Source organism: Pseudoxanthomonas sp. J35 (assembly GCF_000513995.1).
Classification (GTDB): Bacteria; Pseudomonadota; Gammaproteobacteria; order Xanthomonadales; family Xanthomonadaceae; genus Pseudoxanthomonas.
In genome coordinates this window covers 311,565-333,550 of the sequence record NZ_AZVB01000001.1, presented here as the reverse complement: position 1 = coordinate 333,550, position 21,986 = coordinate 311,565, and the positions used below count along the sequence as shown (strand labels likewise).

General features: G+C 71.1%; 19 protein-coding genes. 10 read left to right on the top strand and 9 right to left on the bottom strand.

The genetic code is table 11. The annotated features are described in order from the left end of the window. Positions 1-2: 2 nt before the first annotated feature. The 3 genes from pstA to pstS all read right to left on the bottom strand — a co-directional run bounded on the left by pstA (position 3) and on the right by pstS (position 3,107). Positions 3-878, bottom strand: a complete 876-nt coding sequence (gene pstA / locus PSEJ35_RS0101540) for a phosphate ABC transporter permease PstA (RefSeq protein ID WP_028916240.1) — start codon at positions 876-878, stop codon at positions 3-5. After that, on the bottom strand, positions 878-1,846 hold the full coding sequence (gene pstC / locus PSEJ35_RS0101535; protein WP_028916239.1) for a phosphate ABC transporter permease subunit PstC: 969 nt from the start codon (positions 1,844-1,846) through the stop codon (positions 878-880). Before pstC ends, pstA begins: the two co-directional genes overlap by 1 nt. Before the next feature lie 238 nt (positions 1,847-2,084). Beyond that, positions 2,085-3,107: a phosphate ABC transporter substrate-binding protein PstS gene (gene pstS, locus PSEJ35_RS0101530; RefSeq protein ID WP_028916238.1), complete on the bottom strand. Its 1,023-nt coding sequence runs from the start codon at positions 3,105-3,107 to the stop codon at positions 2,085-2,087. 276 nt (positions 3,108-3,383) lie between these two features. On the opposite strand from pstS, the gene PSEJ35_RS15095 reads away from it, so the two are divergent. The 5 genes from PSEJ35_RS15095 (at position 3,384) to PSEJ35_RS0101505 (ending at position 11,085) form a co-directional block, all read left to right on the top strand. Beyond that, entirely contained in the window at positions 3,384-4,679 is a 1,296-nt protein-coding gene (locus tag PSEJ35_RS15095) for a porin (RefSeq protein ID WP_051412408.1), read from the top strand. Between the two features lie 72 nt (positions 4,680-4,751). Then, on the top strand, positions 4,752-5,213 hold the full coding sequence (locus PSEJ35_RS15090) for a TetR/AcrR family transcriptional regulator C-terminal domain-containing protein (protein ID WP_084635385.1): 462 nt from the start codon (positions 4,752-4,754) through the stop codon (positions 5,211-5,213). A 251-nt stretch (positions 5,214-5,464) separates the two neighbouring features. Continuing rightward, on the top strand, positions 5,465-6,439 hold the full coding sequence (locus tag PSEJ35_RS0101515; RefSeq protein WP_232207552.1) for an efflux RND transporter periplasmic adaptor subunit: 975 nt from the start codon (positions 5,465-5,467) through the stop codon (positions 6,437-6,439). Next, complete coding sequence (locus tag PSEJ35_RS0101510; RefSeq protein WP_028916236.1) at positions 6,436-9,222, top strand: efflux RND transporter permease subunit; 2,787 nt, start codon at positions 6,436-6,438, stop codon at positions 9,220-9,222. Before PSEJ35_RS0101515 ends, PSEJ35_RS0101510 begins: the two co-directional genes overlap by 4 nt. A 294-nt stretch (positions 9,223-9,516) precedes the next feature. Then, positions 9,517-11,085 carry a M20/M25/M40 family metallo-hydrolase gene (locus tag PSEJ35_RS0101505; RefSeq protein WP_156924700.1) on the top strand — a complete coding sequence of 523 codons (1,569 nt, stop codon included), beginning with the start codon at positions 9,517-9,519 and terminating at the stop codon, positions 11,083-11,085. 75 nt (positions 11,086-11,160) lie between these two features. Here PSEJ35_RS0101505 and nth read toward each other — a convergent pair whose 3' ends face one another. From nth to PSEJ35_RS0101490, 3 genes are all read right to left on the bottom strand, one after another. Continuing rightward, positions 11,161-11,808, bottom strand: a complete 648-nt coding sequence (gene nth / locus PSEJ35_RS0101500; RefSeq protein WP_051412422.1) for an endonuclease III — start codon at positions 11,806-11,808, stop codon at positions 11,161-11,163. A 158-nt stretch (positions 11,809-11,966) separates the two neighbouring features. Beyond that, a complete protein-coding gene (locus PSEJ35_RS0101495) occupies positions 11,967-12,353 on the bottom strand; it encodes a hypothetical protein (RefSeq protein ID WP_028916233.1) in 387 nt (128 codons plus the stop codon). Between the two features lie 3 nt (positions 12,354-12,356). Beyond that, positions 12,357-13,139 (bottom strand): enoyl-CoA hydratase-related protein, encoded by a 783-nt coding sequence (locus PSEJ35_RS0101490; RefSeq protein ID WP_028916232.1) that lies wholly within the window; start codon positions 13,137-13,139, stop codon positions 12,357-12,359. Positions 13,140-13,302: 163 nt separating this feature from the next. On the opposite strand from PSEJ35_RS0101490, the gene PSEJ35_RS0101485 reads away from it, so the two are divergent. The 3 genes from PSEJ35_RS0101485 (at position 13,303) to PSEJ35_RS0101475 (ending at position 15,813) form a co-directional block, all read left to right on the top strand. Beyond that, complete coding sequence (locus tag PSEJ35_RS0101485; RefSeq protein ID WP_028916231.1) at positions 13,303-14,004, top strand: FKBP-type peptidyl-prolyl cis-trans isomerase N-terminal domain-containing protein; 702 nt, start codon at positions 13,303-13,305, stop codon at positions 14,002-14,004. A 166-nt stretch (positions 14,005-14,170) separates the two neighbouring features. After that, entirely contained in the window at positions 14,171-14,944 is a 774-nt protein-coding gene (locus tag PSEJ35_RS0101480) for a CoA pyrophosphatase (protein ID WP_232207551.1), read from the top strand. After that, the gene (locus PSEJ35_RS0101475; protein ID WP_028916229.1) at positions 14,941-15,813 is read left to right on the top strand and encodes a sulfurtransferase; all 873 of its coding nucleotides are present in this window, start codon (positions 14,941-14,943) and stop codon (positions 15,811-15,813) included. Before PSEJ35_RS0101480 ends, PSEJ35_RS0101475 begins: the two co-directional genes overlap by 4 nt. Positions 15,814-15,895: 82 nt before the next feature. Here PSEJ35_RS0101475 and PSEJ35_RS0101470 read toward each other — a convergent pair whose 3' ends face one another. Beyond that, positions 15,896-16,672, bottom strand: coding sequence for an enoyl-CoA hydratase/isomerase family protein (locus tag PSEJ35_RS0101470; RefSeq protein ID WP_028916228.1), 777 nt, complete (start codon positions 16,670-16,672; stop codon positions 15,896-15,898). Positions 16,673-16,715: 43 nt separating this feature from the next. Between PSEJ35_RS0101470 and PSEJ35_RS0101465 the strand changes: the two genes are divergently transcribed. Both PSEJ35_RS0101465 and PSEJ35_RS0101460 read left to right on the top strand, forming a co-directional pair. Next, on the top strand, positions 16,716-17,186 hold the full coding sequence (locus PSEJ35_RS0101465; protein ID WP_028916227.1) for a copper chaperone PCu(A)C: 471 nt from the start codon (positions 16,716-16,718) through the stop codon (positions 17,184-17,186). A 104-nt stretch (positions 17,187-17,290) separates the two neighbouring features. Beyond that, positions 17,291-18,205 (top strand): universal stress protein, encoded by a 915-nt coding sequence (locus PSEJ35_RS0101460; RefSeq protein ID WP_037082004.1) that lies wholly within the window; start codon positions 17,291-17,293, stop codon positions 18,203-18,205. 332 nt (positions 18,206-18,537) lie between these two features. Here the strand turns inward: PSEJ35_RS0101460 and PSEJ35_RS0101450 are convergent, their stop codons facing one another. Together PSEJ35_RS0101450 and uvrA are read right to left on the bottom strand one after the other, a co-directional pair. After that, a complete protein-coding gene (locus PSEJ35_RS0101450; protein WP_028916225.1) occupies positions 18,538-18,963 on the bottom strand; it encodes a thioesterase family protein in 426 nt (141 codons plus the stop codon). Next, entirely contained in the window at positions 18,960-21,881 is a 2,922-nt protein-coding gene (uvrA, locus tag PSEJ35_RS15085) for an excinuclease ABC subunit UvrA (protein ID WP_037082075.1), read from the bottom strand. Before uvrA ends, PSEJ35_RS0101450 begins: the two co-directional genes overlap by 4 nt. Positions 21,882-21,986: the final 105 nt, after the last annotated feature.

Here is a 21,986-nt window from a genome sequence, read left to right as displayed (position 1 = left end):
CGTCAGTCATGGGCGATCCGGTTGCGCAGGAGGAGGCCGCGGGCGAGCAGACCCACCAGCAGCACGAAGACGGTCAGCACCAGGGCGCCGGCCCAGGCCAGCACCTGCCAGGATTCGTAGGGGCTGGCGGCGAACTGGTTCATCACCACCGGCACCGTGGCCATCGGCCTGGACACGTCGGTGCTCCAGAACTGGTTGCCGAAGGCGGTGAACAGCAGCGGTGCGGTCTCGCCGGAGATGCGCGCCAGGGCGAGCAGGATGCCGGTGACGATCCCGGCGCTGGCGCTGCGGTAGAGCACCTGCATGGTCACCTTCCACTGCGGGATGCCCAGCGACAGCGCCGCCTCGCGCATCTGCACCGGCACCAGGCGCAGCATCTCGTCGGTGGTGCGCACCACCACCGGCAGGACGATGAAGGCCAGCGCCAGCGCGCCGGCGAACGCGGAGAAGTTGCCGCCGGTGCGCATCACGTAGAGCGTGTACACGAACAGGCCCAGCACGATCGACGGCGCCGACAGCAGGATGTCGTTGACGAAGCGCACCACCGTCCCGATCCTGCGCGCCTTGCCGTACTCGGCCAGCCAGGTGCCGGCAGCCACGCCCAGCGGCGTGCCGATGGCGATGGCCATGGCGCAGACCACCGCGCTGCCGAAGAAGGCGTTGGCCAGGCCGCCTGCTTCCTCCATGGGCGGCGGGGTCACGCGGGTGAACAGGTTCCAGTCGATCCCGGCCAGGCCCTTGGCCAGCAGGGTCCACAGGATCCAGCCGAGGAAGAACAGGCCGAACAGCGCGGTGGCGCAGGACAGCAGCAGGGCGACGGCGTTGGTGATGCGGCGGCGCAGGTACAGCGCACTGGCGCCACGGGGGTTGCCGGCCATCAGTTGCCCTCCCTGCGCGCCAGCTGCATCAGCATCAGGCGGGCGATCGCCAGCACCACGAAGGTGACGATGAACAGGACGAAGCCGAGCAGCAGCAGGGCCGAGCGGTAGGTTTCGGTGGCCTCGCCGAAGTCGTTGGCGATCAGCGCGGCGATGGTGGTGCCCGGCTCCAGCAGCGAGGGCGACAGCCGCACCGCGTTGCCGACCACGAAGGCCACGGCCATGGTTTCGCCCAGGGCACGCCCCAGGCCGAGGAAGATGCCGCCGATCACCGCCGAGCGCGTGTACGGCAGGACCACGTCCCAGCTCACCTCCCAGCGGGTGGCGCCGAGCGCGTAGGCCGACTCCTTCAGCCGGGTGGGCACGGTCAGGAACACCTCGCGCATCACCGAGGAAATGAAGGGGATCACCATGATCGCCAGCACGAAGCCGGCGGTGAGCAGGCCGATGCCCAGCGGCGGACCCTGGAACAGCGGGCCGATGACCGGCAGCGTGCCGAGGTGGTCGTTGAGCCACGGGGTGACGTGTCCGGTCATCACCGGCACCAGCACGAACAGGCCCCACATGCCGTAGATGATCGAGGGGATGCCGGCCAGCAGCTCGATCGCGGTGCCGACCGGCCCGCGCAGCCAGCGTGGTGCGACCTCGGTGAGGAAGAAGGCGATGCCGAAGCTCACCGGCACGGCGATGACCATGGCGACCAGCGCAGTGACCAGGGTGCCGTAGATCGGCGCCAGCGCGCCGAAGCGTTCCTCCACCGGGTTCCATTCGGCCGAGTAGAAGAACGCCATGCCCTGGGCCTGCAGGGCATGGCGTCCGCCCCACAGCATCGACAGTGCCGCGCCGGCCAGGGCAACCAGTACGAACGCCACGCAGGCGCCGAGGGCGTAGCGGAACAGGCGGTCGGCGCGGGCGTCGCTGCGTTCGCGTGCGGCGGCGGTACGCAGGGAATGGGGAATGGCACTCATCGGCGCGTCGGGAGGGCGGGCAGCGGCGGGTCGGTGGGTCGGAACCAGGAAGGCTTCATCGGGGAAGACGCTCCAGGCCGGGAAGGCCGCCGGGATGTGCACATCAGAAGATGTTTCTGTGACATCCGTATGACACCGGCCCCGTCGTGTCGCCGGCGGGCCCCAGCCTGTGGACGAGAAGAAGCGCGGGCCGTCGGGCCCGCGCTCCGCTGCGCGACAGCGGGAGAGGAACTGCCGCTCAGTACTTCAGGTTCTGCGTCCAGTAGGCCTCGATCTGGTGGACCAGCGGGTCCGGCAGCGGCACGTAGTCCAGCCGGCGCGCCTGCGCGTCGCCGTTGGCATAGATCCACTGGAAGAACTGCCGGGCGTTGCGCGCGCCGGCCACGTTCTTCGGCTGCCGCTGCATGAGGATGAAGTTGGTCGCGGTGATCGGCCAGGAGCCTTCGCCCGGGGCATTGGTCATCACCAGGTGGAAGTCCTTGGCCGCGCCCCAGTTGGCGCTGGCCGCGGCGGCGGCGAAGCTTTCCTCGGACGGCTGCACGAAGCGGCCGGCGGCGTTCTTCAGCGAGGCATGCGCCAGCCGGTTCTGCAGCGCGTAGGACAGCTCGACGTAGCCGATGCCGCCCTTGACCTGCTTGACGTAGGCGGCCACGCCCTCGTTGCCCTTGCCGCCGATGCCGGCCGGCCACTGCACCGAGGTGCCTTCGCCGACCTTCTGCTTCCACTCCGGGCTGACCTTGGACAGGTAGTTGACGAAGTTGAAGGTGGTGCCCGAACCGTCGGAGCGGTGGACCACGGTGATCTTCGCGTCGGGCAGGGCCAGGCCGGGGTTGAGCGCGGCGATCGCCGGATCGTTCCAGCGGACGACCTTGCCCAGGAAGATGGAGGCCAGCGTGGGTCCGTCGAGCTTGAGCGCGCCGGGGGCGATGCCCTGCACGTTGACGATCGGCACCACGCCGCCGATCACCGAGGGAAACTGGACCAGACCGTGCTTCGCCAGTTCCTCCGGCTTGAGCGGCGCGTCGGAAGAGCCGAAGTCCACGGTGCCGGCCTTGATCTGGGCGATGCCGCCGCCCGAACCGATCGACTGGTAATTGACCTGCTTGCCGGTCGCCGCCTTGTAGTCGGCCGACCACCGGGACATCACCGGATAGATGAAGGACGCCCCGGCGCCGGTGGCGTCGTTGGCGTGGGCGAGCGGGATGGTGGAAGCGGCCGCGATCAGCACGGCGGCGACGCGGGTCTTGAGCGGAAGGTTCACCAGGCGACTCCGTAGCGGATGGACAGGCCGGATGCGGTCGATGCATCCGTCGCCGCACATTGCAGCGGCATCCGATGACCGCCGTGCGTCGCTTCGATGACGATCCGGTTACAGCGGGGGCGGAGGCCGCTGCACGGCGGGAGGTCTGGTGGGCGGGGGATTGCGTCATGCGGCTGTCATGCGCCGGTCGCATCGCTGTCAGGGAAGCGACGCAAGCTGCGCGGCGACCGGTGGGCTGCCGTCTGCCCGCCCCATTCCATCCACGGAGAAGCCTGCATGCGTCATACCCCCCTCGCCATCGCCCTGGCCGCGGTCCTGGGCAGCACCGCGCCGTTCGCCGCTGCGGCGGCCGATTCCGGCGAACTGGCCGCGCTCAAGGCGCAGCTGGCCGAGCTGCAGGCCAAGGTGGCCGAGCTGGAAACGCGTACCGATGCGCAGTCGGACATCAATGTCGGTACGCAACAGAACCTGGAGGCCATTGCGGCATCCACGCCCAAGGTGGAGACCAAGGGCGGGGTCAAGGTGACCTCGCCGAACGGGAAGTTCGAGGCCTCGCTGGGTGGCCGCATCCAGTTCGACGCCTACGCCTTCGACCGCGACCTGGCCGCCACCACCGGCACCAGCGAGTTCCGCCGCGCGCGCCTGACCCTGTCCGGCAAGGCGCTGGGCTGGGACTACAAGCTGGAGCAGGACTTCGCCGCCGGCAGCAACCTCGACGGCCTGCGCGACGCGTACATCGCCACCGGACTGTGGGGCGGCAAGGCGACCATCGGCCACTTCAAGCCGTACCGCGCGATGGAGGAGCTGACCAGCTCCAACGAGATCCTGATGATGGAGCGCCCGTTCGCCTCGGCCACCGGCCTGTTCAGCGGCCGCCAGTTCCAGCAGGGCGTGGGCTACCTGCGCGCCGGCGACAACTACACGGCCGGCTTCACCGTGTTCAACCTGCGCGGGGCCTCGGGCGCCCGCAACGAGGGCATGGGCGCCTCCGGCCGCGTGACTTTCGCGCCGGTCAACAACGACCGGAACACGCTGCACTTCGGCGCCTGGGCCAGCCAGGAGAACGCCAACCAGGGCTCGGCCGACCTCACGGCCACCGCCAGTTACGCGGGTCGTCGCGGTCCGTCGCTGGCCATCGCCACCACTTCCGGCGCCAGCGGCGACTCGGTGAGCGCGTACGGACTGGAAGCGGCCGGCGCGTTCGGCCCGCTGTTCTTCCAGGGCGAGTACGTGCGCGCCGCGTTCGGCCAGCCGGCCGGCCCGGATCAGGACGTCGAGACCTGGTACCTGCAGGGCAGCTGGCTGCTCAACGGCGGGCACAAGGTCTACAAGTCCGCCACCGGCGTGTTCGGCTCGCCCAGGGTCGACCGCGGCCTGTGGGAGCTGACCGCGCGCTACGACACCATCGGGAACCGCGACCTCGCCGGTCGCGAGGCCAGCAGCACCATCCTCGGCCTCAACTACTACGTGAATCCGAACCTGCGCTTCATGTTCAACTGGACCCGCGGTGACAACGGATTCACCGGCGACCAGACCGGCCAGTACGCGCTGCGTACGCAGTTCAGCTGGTAGGCATCGCCGTCGCACCGGCCACGACCGGCCACGACGCCCCGCTTCGGCGGGGCGTCTGCTTTCCGGGACAGCGTGGCGCGTGACGTTCCCGTCGGCCTGCCCTGGCGTGAGGCCGTGCACCGGGTCGGCGCCGAGCTGCGCCAGGCGTTCAAGTCACGCCGCGACGGCGCGCGGGTCTACGCCGGCACCTTCGCCGTCAGTCGCAACGTGCTGCGCGTCGCCGACGCCCTGGCGCGCGCCTTCGGCGAGGCCGGGGTCGCGCCCGAGGACGCGGCCATCGCCGGGATGCAGGTAATGCATTACGTGCTCGGCTTCGTGATCGAGGAGCAGGCGCTGCCGACCGATCCTGCGCAGGTGGAGCAGCTGAAGGCCGCCTTCATCGAAGCCGTCGAACATGACTATCCCGGCCTGCGCGCGGCCCGCGACGGCCTTCTGCAACCGGACTTCGACGCGCGTTTCGCCGCAGGCCTGGACCTGCTGCTGGACGGGGTGCAGGCGCGCCTGGATGCCGATGGCAGGGAGACGCGTCGATGAGCCGCTTCGAGCCCTGGCGACCGCCTGACCTCGCGCGGCGCGCGCACCGCCTCTGATCCGCTCCACCCGGTGCCCCCAACCGTTCCCCCACCCGGGCGTGCCTTCGCGGCGCGGCCCATCGACGTGACCGGAGTTCCCATGCGGCAAGGATCCTGCGCTGGCCACTGCTGGCGATGGCATCGCTGACGTTGTTGGCCGCCTGTGGCGGCAAGGATGAGGCGGATGAGCCGGCACAACCGCCGGCTGTCACCGTGGCCGCGCCGCAGCCGCAGCAGGTCGCGCGCAGCGTACGCGTATCCGGGCCGGTCGCCGCCTACGAGGAAATGCAGATGGGCGTCGAACTCAACGGCCTGCGGGTGACCGCGCTGAACGTCGACGTCGGCGAGCAGGTACGTGCCGGGCAGGTGCTGCTGACCCTGGACCACCACGCGCTCGACAGCGACCTGGCGCAGGCCCGCGCCTCGCTGCAGCAGGCCGAGGCCGCGCTGGTGCTGGCGCAGGCCAACTACCGCCGCGCCGAAACACTGGCCGTGAAGCGGCTGATCAGTGCCAGCCAGCTGGACGAACTGCGCGCGGCCCGGGTGCAGGCGGAGGCGCAGGTCGCCACCGCGCGCGCCGGACGCGACGCCGCCCAGCTGCGCCGCGACTACGCCGAGCTGCGTGCCCCGGCCGACGGCATCATCTCCAGGCGGCTGGTGCAGCCGGGCCAGGTGGTCGCCGCCGGCACCGAGCTGCTGCGTCTGATCCGCGACGGCCGTCTGGAATGGCGCGCCGAACTGCCCGAGCAGCAGCTGGCCCTGGTCGAGGTCGGCAATCCGGTGGAACTGGCCTGCCAGGGCCGCACCGTCACCGGCCGCGTGCGCGCGGTCAGCCCCGGCGTGGATGCGCAGTCGCGCACCGGCACCCTCTACGTCGACCTGCCCGAGCCCGGCCCGCTGAAGGCGGGCGTGTACCTCGAAGGCCGCATCGTCACCGGCAACGGCCAGGCGCTGATGCTGCCCAGCGAGGCGGTGGTCCAGCGCGACGGCCACAGCTACGTGTTCGTGCTGGGCGAGGACCAGTCGGTGCAGCGCCAGCGCGTGCGCACCGGGCTGGCCGATGGCGGGCGCATCGAGATCGTGGAAGGCCTTGAGCCCGGCCGCGAGGTGGTGGTGAAGGGCGCCGGCTTCCTCGGCGAGGGCGACCGCGTGCGCGTGGTCGCCGACATGGGGGCAGGCGCGCCATGAACATTTCCGCCTGGGCGATCCGCCGGCCGTTGCCGGCGGTGATGGTGTTCTTCGTGCTGTGCGTGGCCGGGTTGTGGGGCTTCCACAAGCTGGCGGTGGCGCGCTTCCCCGACATCGCCTTCCCGATGGTCACGGTCACGGTGATGCAGCCCGGCGCCGTGCCGTCGCAACTGGAAGCGGAGGTCACCCGCCGGGTCGAGGACTCGGTCGCGACCATCCCCGGCATCAAGCGGATCATGTCCACGGTGAACGAGGGCGTGAGCACCACCATGGTCGAGTTCCAGCTGGAAACCGACCTGGCCACCGCGCTGGACGACACCCGCGACGCGGTCACCCGGATCCGCACCGACCTGCCCCAGGACATCCAGGAGCCGGTGATCTCCAAGGTCGACATCGGCGGCGCGCTGATGACCTACGCCCTGGTCGCGCCGCGGATGACCGCGGACGAGGCCAGCTGGTTCGTCGACCGCGAGGTGACCCGCGCCATGTATGGCGTGCCCGGCGTGGCCGAAGTGACCCGCGTCGGCGGCGTCGACCGCCAGGTGCGCGTAGACCTGGATCCGGATGCTCTGCAGGCCTTCGGCGTCACCGCCGGCGACGTGTCCGCGCAGCTGGCGAAGATCCAGGTCGAGCGCGCCGGCGGCCGCGCGCTCCAGGCCGGCAGCGAGCAGGTGATCCGCACCATCGGCACCGTGGCCGATGCGCGCGCGCTGGAGGAGTACAGCATCAGCCTGCCCGATGGCCGCGCGGTGCGGCTGTCGGCGCTGGCGCGGGTCCGCGACGCGGCCGCCGATCCCACCGAGGCCGCGCTGCTGGACGGCGAGCCGGTAGTGGCGTTCTCGATGTCGCGCACCCGGGGATCCAGCGAGGTGGAGGTGGAAGCGGGCGTGCAGGCCGCGCTGGAGCAGCTCAAGGCGGAACATCCGGGCATCGACTTCCGCCTGGTGACCACCGCCATCGACGAGACCCACCGTTCCTATGACTCTTCGATGACGATGCTGTGGGAAGGGGCGCTGCTGGCCCTGCTGGTGGTGTGGCTGTTCCTGCGCGACTGGCGTGCGACCTGGGTGTCGGCGGTGGCGCTGCCGCTGTCGATCATCCCCACCTTCGCGGTCATGCACTGGCTGGGCTTCAGCCTCAACATGATCACCCTGCTGGCGCTGGCGGTGGTGGTCGGCATCCTGGTCGACGACGCGATCGTGGAGATCGAGAACATCGTCCGCCACCTGCGCATGGGCAAGAAGCCGGTCGAGGCCGCGCGCGAGGCCGCCGGCGAGATCGGCAACGCGGTGATCGCCACCTCGCTGACCCTGGCGGCGGTGTTCGTGCCGGTGGCGTTCATGCCCGGCATCGCCGGCAAGTTCTTCCGCGAGTTCGGCTGGACCGCGGCCACCGCGGTGCTGTTCTCGTTGCTGGTGGCGCGCCTGCTCACGCCGATGATGGCGGCCTACCTGCTCAAGCCGCACGACCACGAGGAACGCGAGACGCGGCTGATGCGCTGGTACCTGGGCTGGGTCGACGCCGCCCTGCGCCATCGCGCACGTACGCTGTGGATCGCCACCGGCCTGTTCTTCGCCTCGCTGGCGCTGGTGCCGCTGATCCCGACCACCTTCATCCCGACCTCGGACATGGGCCGCAGCAACCTGAGCCTGGAGCTGCCGCCGGGCACACGCCTGGAGCGGACCCTGGCGGTGGCTGAGCGCGCCCGCGGCCTGCTCGCCGACATCCCGGAGCTGAAGCAGGTCTACACCACGGTCGGCAGCGTGCTCGACCTGGGCGATCCGGGCGCCTCCAGCGTCGGCGAGGCGCGCAAGGCCACCCTGGTGCTGGACTGGGGCCCGGCCGACGGGCGCGGGCGCGACCAGACCACACTGGAACGGGAAGTGCGCCGGCGCCTGTCCGACCTGCCGGGCGTGCGCGTGAGCTACATCAGCTCCGAACCGGGCAACGTGATGCAGCTGGTGCTCTCCGGCGACGATCCGCGCCAGCTCAACGAGGCCGCGCTGGCGCTCGAGCGCGACCTGCGCACCATCCCCGGCCTGGGCAGCGGCCCCCCGCAGATCTCGCGCTACCAGCGCCAGCGCAACGTCACCCTGACCGCCGAACTGAGCGGGCGCCCGCTGGGCGAGGTGATGGAGGCGGTGCAGGGCCTGCCCAGCGTGCAGAACCTGCCGCCCGGCGTGGGCTTCCTCAACGCCGGCGACGCGGAGGTGTTCGTCGAGCTGTTCGTCGGCTTCCTGCTGGCGATGGTGGCCGGCATCGTCTGCATCTACATGGTCCTGCTGCTGCTGTTCAACCATGCGCTGATGCCGCTGACGATCCTGGTGGCGGTGCCGCTGTGCGCCGGCGGCGCCTTCGGCGCGCTGCTGCTGACCCAGAACATGCTGTCGTTGCCGGCGCTCATCGGTTTGCTGATGCTGATCGGCATCGCCACCAAGAACTCGATCCTGCTGGTGGACTACGCGGTGATCGCCGAGGACGGGCAGGGCATGAGTCAGCACGATGCGCTGATTGACGCCTGTCGCAAGTGCGCCCGCCCGATCGTCATGACCACCCTGGCGATGGGTGCGGGCATGCTGCCGATCGCCTTGGGCCTGTCCGTCGACTCCAGCTTCCGCGCGCCGATGGCGATCGCGGTGATCGGCGGCCTGATCACCTCGACCCTGCTGAGCCTGATCGTGATCCCGGCCGTGTACACGGTGCTGGACGACCTGGGCGAGTGGTTCGCGCGGCGCTTCCGCCACCGTTCCAGCCATCCGCCGCGCGAGGCCGAGGCGGGCTGAGCCGGAGCACGCCCTTCCGGCACGGCAGTGCGGTTCCTGCCGTGCCGGCAAGGGTGCTCCCGTGCTGCTCCGGCCGCCGATGCACCCAAGGCAGTGTGTGCAGGGTGCGCGGCAAGGCTTACGATAGGCGCATGGCCGCCGTGGCTTCCCGCGGATGCGCGGGAACGCAGGCGGCCTTCTCGTGGGCGCTTCCAGCCGGCCATCCCGGCCGGCATGGGGTTGCCCGGTTCTGCAAGGGGAAGACGAGTGGCAGGTGTGTTGCGTGGCGTGGTGCTGGCGGGACTGCTGTCCGCCATGGCGTTGGCGGATGCAAGGGCGGAGGAGAAGGTCGATCTGGACATGGTGTCCAGGATCCGGCAGGAGGCCTTCGCGCGGTCGCAGGTGGCGGCCAACCTCAGGGAACTGACCGAGACCGTCGGGCCGCGCCTGACCGTTTCGCCGGCCTACGCGCGCTCCACCGCGTGGGCGCGCGGCAAGCTGCAGGGCTACGGCCTGGCCAACGTGCACGAGGAAGTCTTCGACCCCGCGTTCGGCCGCGGCTGGGAATACCGCAGCTCGCGGGTGGAGATGCTGGCGCCGCGGCAGATGCCGATCCATGCGGCACCGAAGGCCTGGACCCCCGGCACCGGCGGCCCGGTCGAGGGCGAGGTGGTCAAGGCCACGCTCAAGACCACCGAGGACCTGGAGAAGGCCAGGGGCACGCTGCGCGGGAAGATCGTGCTGCTGGAGGACGCGCGCGAGTACAAGCCGTCGGACAAGCCGGATTTCCGCCGCCATGACGAGCAGGGCCTGGGCGAGCTGCAGACCTTCCCGATCCCGGCGGAGAACGGCCCGGAGGAGCAGGAAAAGCGCCTTGCGGAATACCGCAAGCGCCAGGCCTTCACCCGCGGACTCAATGCTTTCCTGGAGCAGGAGGGCGTGCTGGCGACGCTGTCGTTGAGCTCGCGCGACAACGGCATCCTCCGCGTCACCGCCGGTGGCGCGCGCAAGGCCGGCGAGCCGGTGGGCGTGACCGACCTGGTCGTCGCCGCCGAGCACTACAACCAGCTGGTGCGCGCGGTCGAGCGCAAGCAGGAGGTGCGCCTGCGCCTGGACGTCGATGCGGATTTCACCAGCGCGGAGGACCTGGCGGCGACCAACGTGTTCGCCGACCTGCCCGGTTCCGGCAAGGCTGGCGAGGTGGTCGTCATCGGCGCGCACCTGGATTCCTGGCACACCGGCACCGGCGCCAGCGACAACGGCGCCGGCGTGGTGGTGATGATGGAGGCCATGCGCATCCTCAAGGCGGTGGGCGCGAAGCCGAAGCGCACCATCCGCCTGGCCCTGTGGGGCGGCGAGGAGCAGGGCCTGCATGGTTCCTCTGGCTACGTGGCCAGGTACCTGGCCGACTGGCCGGAGCCGACCGATCCGGAACAGAAGGCGCTGCCGCGCGCGTTCCAGCGCGGCACCGGCCCGCTGCAGCGCAAGGCCGGTTACGAGCGATTCTCCACCTACTTCAACTTCGACAACGGCACCGGCCGCATCCGCGGCATCTACGCGCAGGAGAACCATGCCGCGGTGCCGCTGTTCAAGGCCTGGCTGGAGCCGTTCCGCGACCTGGGCGCGGAGATCGTCACCGTGCGCAACACCGGCAGCACCGACCACATCGCCTTCGACCGCGTCGGCCTGCCGGGCTTCCAGTTCGTGCAGGACCCGGCCGACTACATGAGCCGCGTCCACCACACCCACCTGGACACCTACGACCACGTGGTGCCGGACGACCTCAAGCAGGCGGCGGCGATCATCGCCTCGTTCGCCTGGCACGCGGCCAACCGCGAGGAGCGTTTCCCGCGCAAGCCGTTCCGCGACCGCGACGAGCAGTAAGCGGGATCGAGGGGTCCGGTTTCCCGTAGCGGGAAACCGGCACCAGGGAGGCCGCGCGAGCGGCCTCCTTGCGTTTCAGGGCTCCACCGGCCCCGGCGTCTTGTCCGGGAACAGGCACAGGTCGCGGATCACGCACCGGGGGCAGTCCGGCCTGCGCGCCTTGCACACGTAGCGGCCGTGCAGGATCAGCCAGTGGTGCGCGTCCTGCAGGAATTCCGCCGGTACCCGGCGCAGCAGCGCGTCCTCGACCGCGCGCACGTCCTTGCCCGGGGCCAGGCCGGTACGGTTGGAGACGCGGAAGATATGCGTGTCCACGGCCATCGTGGGTTCGCCGAAGGCGGTGTTGAGCACCACGTTGGCGGTCTTGCGGCCCACGCCCGGCAGCGCTTCCAGCGCGGCGCGGTCGCGAGGCACTTCGCCGCCGTGCTGCTCGACCAGGATCCGGCAGGTGGCGATGACGTTCTTCGCCTTGGCGTTGAACAGGCCGATGGTGGAGATGTAGCGCTTCAGCCCGTCCTCGCCCAGGTCGAGGATCGCCTGCGGCGTGTTGGCGACCGGGTACAGGCGGCGGGTGGCCTTGTTGACGCCGACGTCGGTGGCCTGCGCGGAGAGGATCACCGCGACCAGCAGCTCGAACGGCGTCGAATACTCCAGCTCGGTGGTCGGGTGCGGATCGAGTTCGCGCAGGCGCTCGAACATTTCCTGGATCGAGGCCGCGTCCATCAGCCGCGGACGGCGATTGGTGGCGGTCTTCGCCGGGGGGCGCGCCTTGGCGACGGCCTTGGCCACCGCCTTCGCCATGGCCTTCTTCGCCGGCTTCGCCGTCGGCGTTTTCGCCGTCGCGGCTCTCGTCGCGGCGCGGCGGGGTGCGTTCGCCGCCATCAGGACGTGCGCCCCGCGGCGCGGGCCTTGGCCCGCGCCAGCGCGGCGGCAGCCGCCGGTGGCAGGGCCGGCGCCGCGCGCGCTGCAACCGGCGTTTCCGCAACCGGCGCTTCGGCGATCGCAGGCGCCGCGGCCTGCGCGCGACGCGCGGCGCGTTCCTGCGCGCGCCGTTCCAGCCGCGCGGCGCGCGTGCGATAGCGTTCGCGCGCCGCCCAAGCCGTGCGCAGGCGCTGCTGCGCGGCATGGATCGGCGCGTCGTCCCCACCTGCGGCGGCGGGGTAATCCATCAGGCCGGCCTGCAGCGCGGCATCGATGTCGCCGGCGGCCAGCGCCGCCAGCAGGCGTGCGCGCAAGGCGCCATCGGCAAGCGGGGATGGGGGCGCCATGGCTCAGCGATTGCGGAACTGCGGCTTGCGCTTCTCGAGGAAGGCGCCCGTGCCTTCGCGCATGTCCTCGCTGGCGAACAGCAAGGCGAACTGCGCGCTCTCGAACTGCAGCCCTTCCTCCAGTCCGCACTCGCCGCCATGCACGACCGCGTCGAGCACGCCGCGCAGCGCCAGCGGCGCGGACGCCGCCAGTTGCGCGGCCAGCTTCATCGTTTCCGCCTCGAGCTCGGCGGCCGGCACGACGCGATTGACCAGGCCCAGCTGCAGCGCGCGCGCCGCATCGACCGGCGCACCGACCAGGCACAGCTCCAGCGCCGCGGCGCGGCCGGCCAGGCGCAGCAGGCGCTGGGTCCCGCCGAAGCCGGGGATAAGGCCCAGGTTCACTTCCGGCTGGCCCAGCCTGGCGCTGTCCGCGGCGATGCGCAGGTGGCAGGCCATCGCCAGTTCCATGCCACCGCCCAGTGCGTATCCGTTCACCATTGCGATGACCGGCTTGGGCAGGGTTTCGATGCGGCGCATGAGTTTCTGGCCCAGCAGGGAGAACTCGCGGCCCTCGATCGCGGTCAGGCCGTTCATCTCGGCGATGTCGGCGCCGGCGACGAAGGCCTTGGCGCCGCTGCCGGTCAGCACCACCACGCGCACGCCCGGATCGGCCGCCGCCGCTGAAAAGGCGGCGTCCAGCGCCTCCAGCGTCTGCCGGTTCAGGGCGTTCAGCTTTTCCGGGCGGTCGACGGTGATGGTGCGGACGCCATCGGCGTCGCGGCTGAGGACGGGGCTGGCCGTCATGCAGGGCTCCTGTGTGAAGGTGGGGAGGCCGGGAACTTGTGGCCCGACCACCGGTCCGAAGGCCTTGCCCGCTGTGTGGCGGGCCGCCTGTGCGGCCGCTATCCTAGCGCGTCCGATACTGCCGGGACCCCGTCCCGGCGCCACCCTTCCGGAGAAGATCTAGATGAAGTTGCGTCCGATCGCTGTCGCCGTTGCCGCCCTGGCCCTGGCTGGCAGTGCCCTCGCCCAGGACACCACGTCCGAGAAGGGCAAGCTGAGCTACTACTTCGGCTACGACTACGGCAACAACCTGGCCGAACTGCAGGATCGCGGCGAGCAGCTCGACGTGAACTCCGTGGTCAAGGGCCTGCAGGATGCGCTGGCGAAGAAGCAGCCGGCCATCACCGCCGAGCAACTCAAGCCGGCGCTGGAAGCGTTCCAGAAGCGCGAGCAGGCCCGTGCCCAGCAGGCCAAGGCCCAGTACGACAAGGTCGCCGCCGAGAACAAGACCAAGTCCGACCAGTTCATCGCCGGCTTCAAGAGCCAGGCCGGCGTCAAGACCCTGCCCAGCGGCGTCGCCTACAAGGTGATCGAGGCCGGCAGCGGCGCCAAGCCGACCCAGGCCAGCACCGTCGCCCTGCAGGTCGCCGGTCCGTTCCCGTTCGGCCAGCGCCCGGAGCAGGCGCGCCCGGCGCAGGACATCCCGAGCATCAAGGTCAGCGAGGTCGAGATGGCCGCGATGCGCGAGGTGCTGCTGCAGATGCCGACCGGCGCCAAGTGGGAAGTGGCGCTGCCGCCGGACAAGGCCTACGGCGCCGACCCGCGCACCCCGTTCCCGCCGAACGTGGCCGTGGTGTTCGAGATCAAGCTGGTCTCGGTCAAGTAAGCCACCGATCCAGCCTTGTCCCGACTGCGCCGGCCCAGTGGCCGGCGCAGTCGTTTCTGCCGGGCGCGTTCCGCGCTAGGCTTGCCCGAACCATGTGCGTGCGTCCGTGCTTCCGTCCGACTTCCCACCCATCCAGATCGACAGGCCGTCGCCGGCCAGTCCGTGCGTGCGGATCTGCCGCATCGGCGAGGACGGGCTGTGCGGCGGCTGCCTGCGCACCGGCGAGGAGATCGCCGCGTGGTCGCGCATGCACGATGGCGAGCGGCGCCTGCTGATGGACGAGGTGCTTCCCGGGCGCGGCCGCGAACGCCATCCGTTCGTCGAACGCCTGCCGCTGCGCGAGCGCCTGCGCACCGCGCTGTATCCGCTGCGCCATCCGCCGGCCGGCGACGGCTGGAACCGCCGCGAACTGGACGACCTGCTGCCGCCGGCGTCCGCGCTGGCCGAGGCCGCGGTGCTGGTCGGGCTGGTGCCGCGCGAGGACCGCGGCACCCAGGTGCTGCTCACCCGGCGCACCGACGCCCTGCGCCACCACGGCGGCCAGGTGAGTTTTCCCGGCGGTCGCGTCGAACCGGACGACGCCGGCGTGCTCGGCGCGGCGCTGCGCGAGAGCCAGGAGGAGATCGCGCTGGAGCCCAGGCAGGTGGTGCCGCTGGGCTACCTTGATCCGTTCCTGACCATCAGCGGTTTCCGGGTTACCCCGGTGGTCGCCGCGGTGGACCCGGACTACGTCGCGCGTCCGCATCCGGACGAGGTGGCGGAGGTGTTCGAGGTGCCGTTCGATTACCTGATGGCGTCCTCGCACCTGCGCCAGGTGGAGATGGAATACAGCGGCCGCCGGCGCAGCGTGCTCGAGTACGACTGGCCGAACCAGCGCATCTGGGGCGCGACGGCGGCGATCCTGTACAACCTGCGGCGACGGCTGGAGGAAAGCGCATGAGCGGGAGCACGCCCGGTCCCTGGCGGACCCTCGTGGCGGTGGAGCAGCTGGCCGCGGCGCTTGGCGATCCGCAGCTGCGCCTGGTCGATGCACGTGCGGTGCTGACCGACCCGGCCGCAGGCCGCGCCGCGTGGGAAGCCTCGCACCTGCCCGGCGCGGTGCACGCCGACCTCGACAAGGATCTTTCCGACCACTCGGTGGTCGGCCAGGGCCGCCACCCGCTGCCCGATGCCGGGGATCTCGCGAAGCGCGTGGGCGGGTGGGGCATCGGCCCGGAGCACCAGGTGGTGGTCTACGACGCCGGCGACGGCAGCATGGCCGCGGCGCGCTGCTGGTGGCTGCTGAAGCTGCTGGGCCATGCCGACGTGGCGGTGCTCGATGGCGGTTTCGCGGCTTGGCAGGCCGCCGGCCTGCCGGTGGCGACCGATGCCGCCGCGCTCACGCCATTGCCGCCGTATCCGTCCGTCGGCTTCGACCGCTCGCGGATCGCCCGTGCCGAGGACGTGCTGGCGCGCCTGGGCGAGGAGCCGGGCTGGCTGCTCGATGCGCGCGGCGGCGAACGTTTCCGTGGCGAAATCGAGCCGATCGATCCGGTCGCCGGCCACGTGCCCGGCGCGCTCAACCGTCCGTTCGCGCTGAGCCTGCGCGATGGCCGCTTCCGTCCCGCCGCGGAGCTGCGCGCGGAACTGGAACCGCTGCTGCACGGGCGCGCGCCGGACGAGGCGATGCTGATGTGCGGCTCCGGCGTGACCGCCTGCCACCTGCTGCTGGCGATGGAGCACGCCGGCCTGCCCGGGGCGAAGGTCTACGCCGGTTCCTGGAGCGGCTGGATCGCCGATCCCTCGCGCCCGGTGGCGACCGGCGCCTGAGCGCCGTCCAGCGGAAGGGACGTGGCGTCCCTCCCATGCGTCGTCGCCGCGATGCGCCGGTGCAGGGTGGCTTGCGGCAGGTTTAACTCTTGCCGAGCCGGGCCAGCAGCGCGCGCAGGCCGGCCTGGGTGTCCGGCTCGTACCAGTCGTCGGCGAAGCGGTCCAGGTGCAGGTTCTCCGGCGCCAGCGCCTGCACCAGGTCGGCGCGGGCCAGGGCGCGGGTCTGCAGCATCGGCGCGCGCGGCAGGCGCAGCAGCGGTTCCAGCCAGGCGATCGCGCGCGGCACCACCTGTTCGTCCTCGACCAGCTCGTCGACCAGGCCGATGCGCAGCGCTTCCTCGTCCGGGACCATGGCGCCGGCGACCAGCAGGCGTTCGGCGCGGTGCTGGCCGACCACCCGGCGCATCAGCTGCTGCGCGCCATCGGGCACGTGCAGGCCGACCTGGGTCTCGTTCATGCCGATCGCGTAGGGCTTGGCCGGATCCGGCGAACGCGCCATCACCCGGTAATCGCAGCACAGCGACAGCACGCAGCCGCCGGCCGGCGCGTGGCCGGTGATCGCCGCCACCACCGGGATGCGCAGCCCGGCCAGCGCGCGGGCCGCGCCGAAGAACGCGCCCCAGGCCGCGCGCAGGGCGTGGCGGTCCTCGCCCAGCGACATCAGGTGCGGCACGTCGAGGCCGGCCGAGAAGATGCCCTGCGCACCGGACAGCACCACCGCGTCCATGTCCCCGGCCACGGCGGCGTCCAGCGCCGCGATCAGCGCGCGGCACAGCGCCGGGTCGAGCGCGTTCACCGGCGGGCGGGCCAGGCGCAGTTCGCGGATGCGGCCATGGTCGAAGGTCTGGACGTAGGTCATCGGGTGGTCGGGAGGAAGTCGTGGAAGCGGCTATGATAGGGGCATGCTTACCCGTACGTTCCTGCTGGCCCTGGCCCTGCTGCCGTTCGGCCAACCTGCGGCGCAAGCCGCCCCCCCGGCGCCTGCCGCGTCCTGCGTGAGCGTGGAGGACGGCTGGATCCGCCTTCCGCCCGCGCCCCGTCCCATGCTTGCCGGCTTCGGCCGCATCAGGAACGACTGCCGCGACACGCAGGCCGTGGTCGCCGTGCGCAGCCCGCGTTTCGGCGAGGTGTCGCTGCACGAGACCACCGTGGTCGACGGCGTCAGCCGCATGCGCGAACTGCAGCGGCTGCCGCTGGCGCCGGGCGCCGAAGCGGCGCTGCGGCCGGGCGGCCTGCACCTGATGCTGATGCGGCCGGATGCGGCCGCGTTCGCCGAAGGCGAGCGCGTGCCGCTGGTGCTGGTGCTCGAAGACGGCGCCGAAGTGCCGGCCACCTTCGTCGTGCGCCCGGCGGCGCCGCCACGCGGCGACTGACGCAGGCCCGACGCGCGGCGCCGGACGCCGTGCGGCACCCGGTTCGATGACGGCGCGCTGCCGGAACGGCAAGCCCGGCGGCGCAGGCGCGGAATGGAGGAGGCATGAACGTGGCGAGTGAAGGCGGCGGCCAGCCGCGATCGATCCTGCTGGCGAGCGACCTGGACGCGCGCAGCGACCGCGCGCTGGACCGCGCCGTGCAGCTGGCGCAGGCCTGGGGCGCGCGCCTGGTCGTGGCCAACGTGGTCGAGGAGCGGGCGATCGAAGCCCATGCCATCGTGGTGCGCGATCCGCCGTCGTGGTACCGCGGCACCGATCCCGTCCACCTCGCCGAGAAGCACCTGCTGGAGGCCGCCTCCGCGCGCGGCGTGCAGGTCAAGCTGCGGGTCGAGCGCGGCGACCAGGTCGCCGACCGCCTGCTCGAGGTCGCCCGCGAGGAAGGCTGCGACCTGGTGGTGACCGGCGTGGCGCGGCAGGAGTGGCTGGGCCGGATGATCCTCGGCTCCACCGTCGACCAGCTGGCGCGCCGTTCGCCGCTGCCGGTGCTGGTGGTCCGCAATCGCGCGCACGCGCCGTACCGGCGCATGGTGGTGGCCAGCGACTGGTCGCCGTCGTCGGAGAACGCCTTCCGCACCGCCACGACCCTGTTCCCGGAGGCGGCGATCAGCGTCCTGCACGGTTACGACGTGCCGATGGCGGGGCTGATGGATACCGGCCGCGACGACATGCTGGCCATGGCCCGCAAGGACGCGCTGGCCGAGGGCCAGGCCTTCGTCGAACGCTGCCGCCCGCCGGGCGGGGCCAGCTCGGTCAGCCTGGTGGTGGAGCGCGGCGATCCGGCGCTGCTGATGCGCCTGTACGCCGAGCAGTTCCCGGTGGACCTGGCGGTGGTCGCCTCGCACGGCCGCAGCGCCGTGTTCGACGCGCTGCTGGGCAGCGTGGCCCGGCGCCTGGTCGAGGATTCGCCGGTCGACACCCTGATCGTGCGCGATCCGCGCGCGGCCGCGCGCACCGGCTGAAGCGCCGGGAAGCCGGCCGTCCGCGGGAGCAGGGCACGGCCAAGGCATGGACCCGGCAATGCCGCGGATGACGCCGAGTCGGAAGTGCCATGCGGCGAACGCAGGATCTGATCGCGGCTATCCGGAGGATGGTTCTCGGCCAGACAGGCCGCCCGGCGCGGAACGTCCCCTCGCTCGAGCACGAGAGGTGATGGCCATCGTGCGGTGCGGATGGCGCTTGCCCGCCTGGGGCGACCAGGCCAGGCGGCGCGCCTGCACCGTGATGGAGGCGCTTCTGCACAGGTGGGCGGGGCAGTCCGCGTCGCCCGGCGTCCCGGCGCGAAGGCGGGGACTCAGGTCGACGCGGCGCGGATCGGTTCCGGCAGCGGGGCGCTCTTGCCGGTCTGGGTGTCCATCCACACGACCACGACGTTGCCGTCGGAATACAGCACGCTGTCGTCGGCCTGGTCGACGATGCGATGGCCGATGGTGACGCTGCTGGAGCCGAGGCGGTCGACGTACAGCTCGACGATCACGTCGTGCGGCCAGGTCAGCGGACGGCGGTAGTTGATGTTGTTGGCGGCCACCACCGGGGCGACGCGGTCGCGCATCGACACGCCCGGCACGGTAAGCAGCCAGCGCACGCGCGCTTCTTCCAGGTAGGCGACGTACTTGGCGTTGTTGACGTGGCCCATGCTGTCCATGTCGCGCCAGCGGACGCTGATCGGGATGCGCGCGAGCAGCTTGCGCGTCTCGCCGTTGGCGGGGGTATCGGTCATGCGGATGCCTTCTTGTTCCTGTTGTTCTTGCGTGGCGGCAGCACCTGCGGGCGCGGCGTGGCCGCGGGCTTGGTGCCCTTGGCGGTGGTCGACGGCAGCAGCTTCGCGAGGAAGCGGCCGGTGTGCGAGGCCGGGTTGGCGGCGATCTCCTCCGGCGTGCCGGTGGCGATGATCTGGCCGCCGCGGTGGCCGCCCTCCGGGCCCAGGTCCACGACCCAGTCGGCGGTCTTGATCACGTCGAGGTTGTGCTCGATCACCACGATCGTGTTGCCCTCGTCGCGCAGGCGGTGCAGCACGCCGAGCAGGTGCTCGATGTCGTGGAAATGCAGGCCGGTGGTCGGCTCGTCGAGGATGTACAGGGTGCGGCCGGTATCGCGGCGCGACAGTTCCTTGGACAGCTTCACCCGCTGTGCCTCGCCGCCGGAAAGGGTGGTCGCGCTCTGGCCCAGTTTGACGTAGCTCAGGCCGACGTCGACCAGGGTCTCGAGCTTGCGCGCGATCGCCGGCACCGGCTCGAACAGCTTCAGCGCGTCCTCGACGGTCATCTCCAGCACGTCGTGGATGCTGTGGCCCTTGTACAGGATGTCCAGGGTCTCGCGGTTGTAGCGCTTGCCGCCGCAGACGTCGCAGGGGACGTACACATCCGGCAGGAAGTGCATCTCGACCTTGATCAGGCCGTCGCCCTGGCAGGCCTCGCAGCGGCCGCCGCGCACGTTGAAGCTGAAGCGGCCCGGTGAATAGCCGCGCGCGCGCGCTTCCGGCACCTGCGCGAACAGCTCGCGCAGCGGGGTGAACAGGCCGGTGTAGGTGGCCGGGTTCGAACGCGGAGTGCGGCCGATCGGCGACTGGTCGATGTCCACGACCTTGTCGAACAGGTCCAGGCCCTCGATCTCGCGGTACGGCGCCACCGGGTGCGAGGCGCCGTTGATCTCGTTGGCGGCCAGAGCGAACAGGGTGTCGTTGACCAGGGTCGACTTGCCCGAGCCGGATACGCCGGTGACGCAGGTCAGCAGCCCGGCCGGGATGTCCAGGTCCACGTCCTTGAGGTTGTTGCCGCTGGCCCCGCGCAGGTGCAGGGTCATCTTCGGGTTGGGCTTGTGCCGCCTGGCCGGCACCTCGATCCTGCGCTTGCCGGACAGGTACTGGCCGGTGATCGAGCGCGGCGACTTGAGGATGTCCTGCAGGCTGCCTTCGCCGACGATCTCGCCGCCGTGCACGCCGGCGCCGGGGCCGATGTCGAGGATGTGGTCGGCCGAGCGGATCGCGTCCTCGTCGTGCTCGACCACGATCACGGTGTTGCCGAGGTCGCGCAGGCGGGTGAGGGTGCCGAGCAGGCGTTCGTTGTCGCGCTGGTGCAGGCCGATGGACGGCTCGTCGAGCACGTACATCACCCCGACCAGGCCGGCGCCGATCTGGCTGGCCAGGCGGATGCGCTGGGCCTCGCCGCCGGACAGGGTATCGGCCTTGCGCTCGAGCGTCAGGTAGTCCAGGCCCACGTCGACCAGGAAGCCCAGCCGCTCGTTGATCTCCTTGACGATCTTGGTGGCGATCTCGCCGCGCCAGCCGGTCAGCTTGAGGCTGCTGAAGAACGCCAGCGCCTCGTCGATCGGCAGCACCACCAGCGAGGGCAGGGCGCGGTCGGCGACGAAGACGTTGCGCGCGGCGCGGTTCAGGCGCGCGCCGCCGCAGTCGGGGCACGGGCGCTCGCTGATGTACTTGGCCAGTTCCTCGCGCACCGCCGGCGACTCGGTTTCCTTGTAGCGGCGTTCGAGGTTGTTGATGATCCCCTCGAAGCGGTGCTTGCGCTGGGTGCGGCCGCCGCTCTCGGTGAGGTAGGTGAAGGTGATCAGGTCGTCGCCGCTGCCGTACAGCACCGCCTGGCGCGCGTCCTCGGGCAGGTTCTGCCAGGGCGTGTCCACGTCGAAGCGGTAGTGGCGGGCCAGCGAGTTGACCAGCTGGAAGTAGTAGGCGTTGCGGCGGTCCCAGCCGCGCACGGCGCCGGCGGCCAGCGACAGCTCCGGGTGCGCGACCACGCGCGCCGGGTCGAAGAACTCGGCCACGCCCAGGCCGTCGCAGGACGGGCAGGCGCCCATCGGCGCGTTGAACGAGAACAGGCGCGGCTCCAGGTCCGGCAGCGAGTAGTCGCAGACCGGGCAGGAGTACTTGGAGGAGAACAGCTGCGCCGGCGCCGCCGGATCGTCCAGCGACATGACCATGACCATGCCGTCGCCGAGCTTGAGCGCGGTCTCGAAGGATTCGGCCAGGCGCTGCTTGATGTCCTCGCGCGGGCGGAAGCGGTCGATCACCGCCTCGATGGTGTGCTTCTGGCGCAGCGCCAGCGGCGGCACCGCGTCGATCTCGTGCAGCTCGCCGTTGACCCGCACGCGCACGTAGCCCTGCGCGCGCAGCTGCTCGAACACCTGGGCATGCTCGCCCTTGCGCTCGCGCACCACCGGCGCCAGCAGCATCCAGCGCTGCTCCGGGTCCAGCGCCAGCACCTGGTCGACCATCTGGCCGACGGTCTGGGCTTCCAGCGGGTAGCCGTGGTCCGGGCAGCGCGGGATGCCGACGCGGGCGTAGAGCAGGCGCAGGTAGTCGTAGATCTCGGTGATCGTGCCGACGGTCGAGCGCGGGTTGTGCGAGGTCGACTTCTGCTCGATCGAGATGGCCGGGGACAGGCCGTCGATGTGGTCGACGTCCGGCTTCTCCATCACGCTGAGGAACTGCCGCGCGTAGGCCGACAGCGACTCGACGTAGCGGCGCTGGCCTTCGGCGTAGATGGTGTCGAACGCCAGCGACGACTTGCCGGATCCCGACAGGCCCGTGATCACGATCAGCTTGTCGCGCGGGAGGTCGAGATCGATGTTCTTGAGGTTGTGGGTACGGGCGCCGCGGATGCGGATCGTGTCCATCGCCATCGGGCAGGGGTCCGTTGTGGCTGGGGGGAGAGGCCGCGCAGGACGACCAATCGATCAGCCTACCGGGCTGCCGATTTGGGGGCAATTGCCCGGATTGCCAGCCCG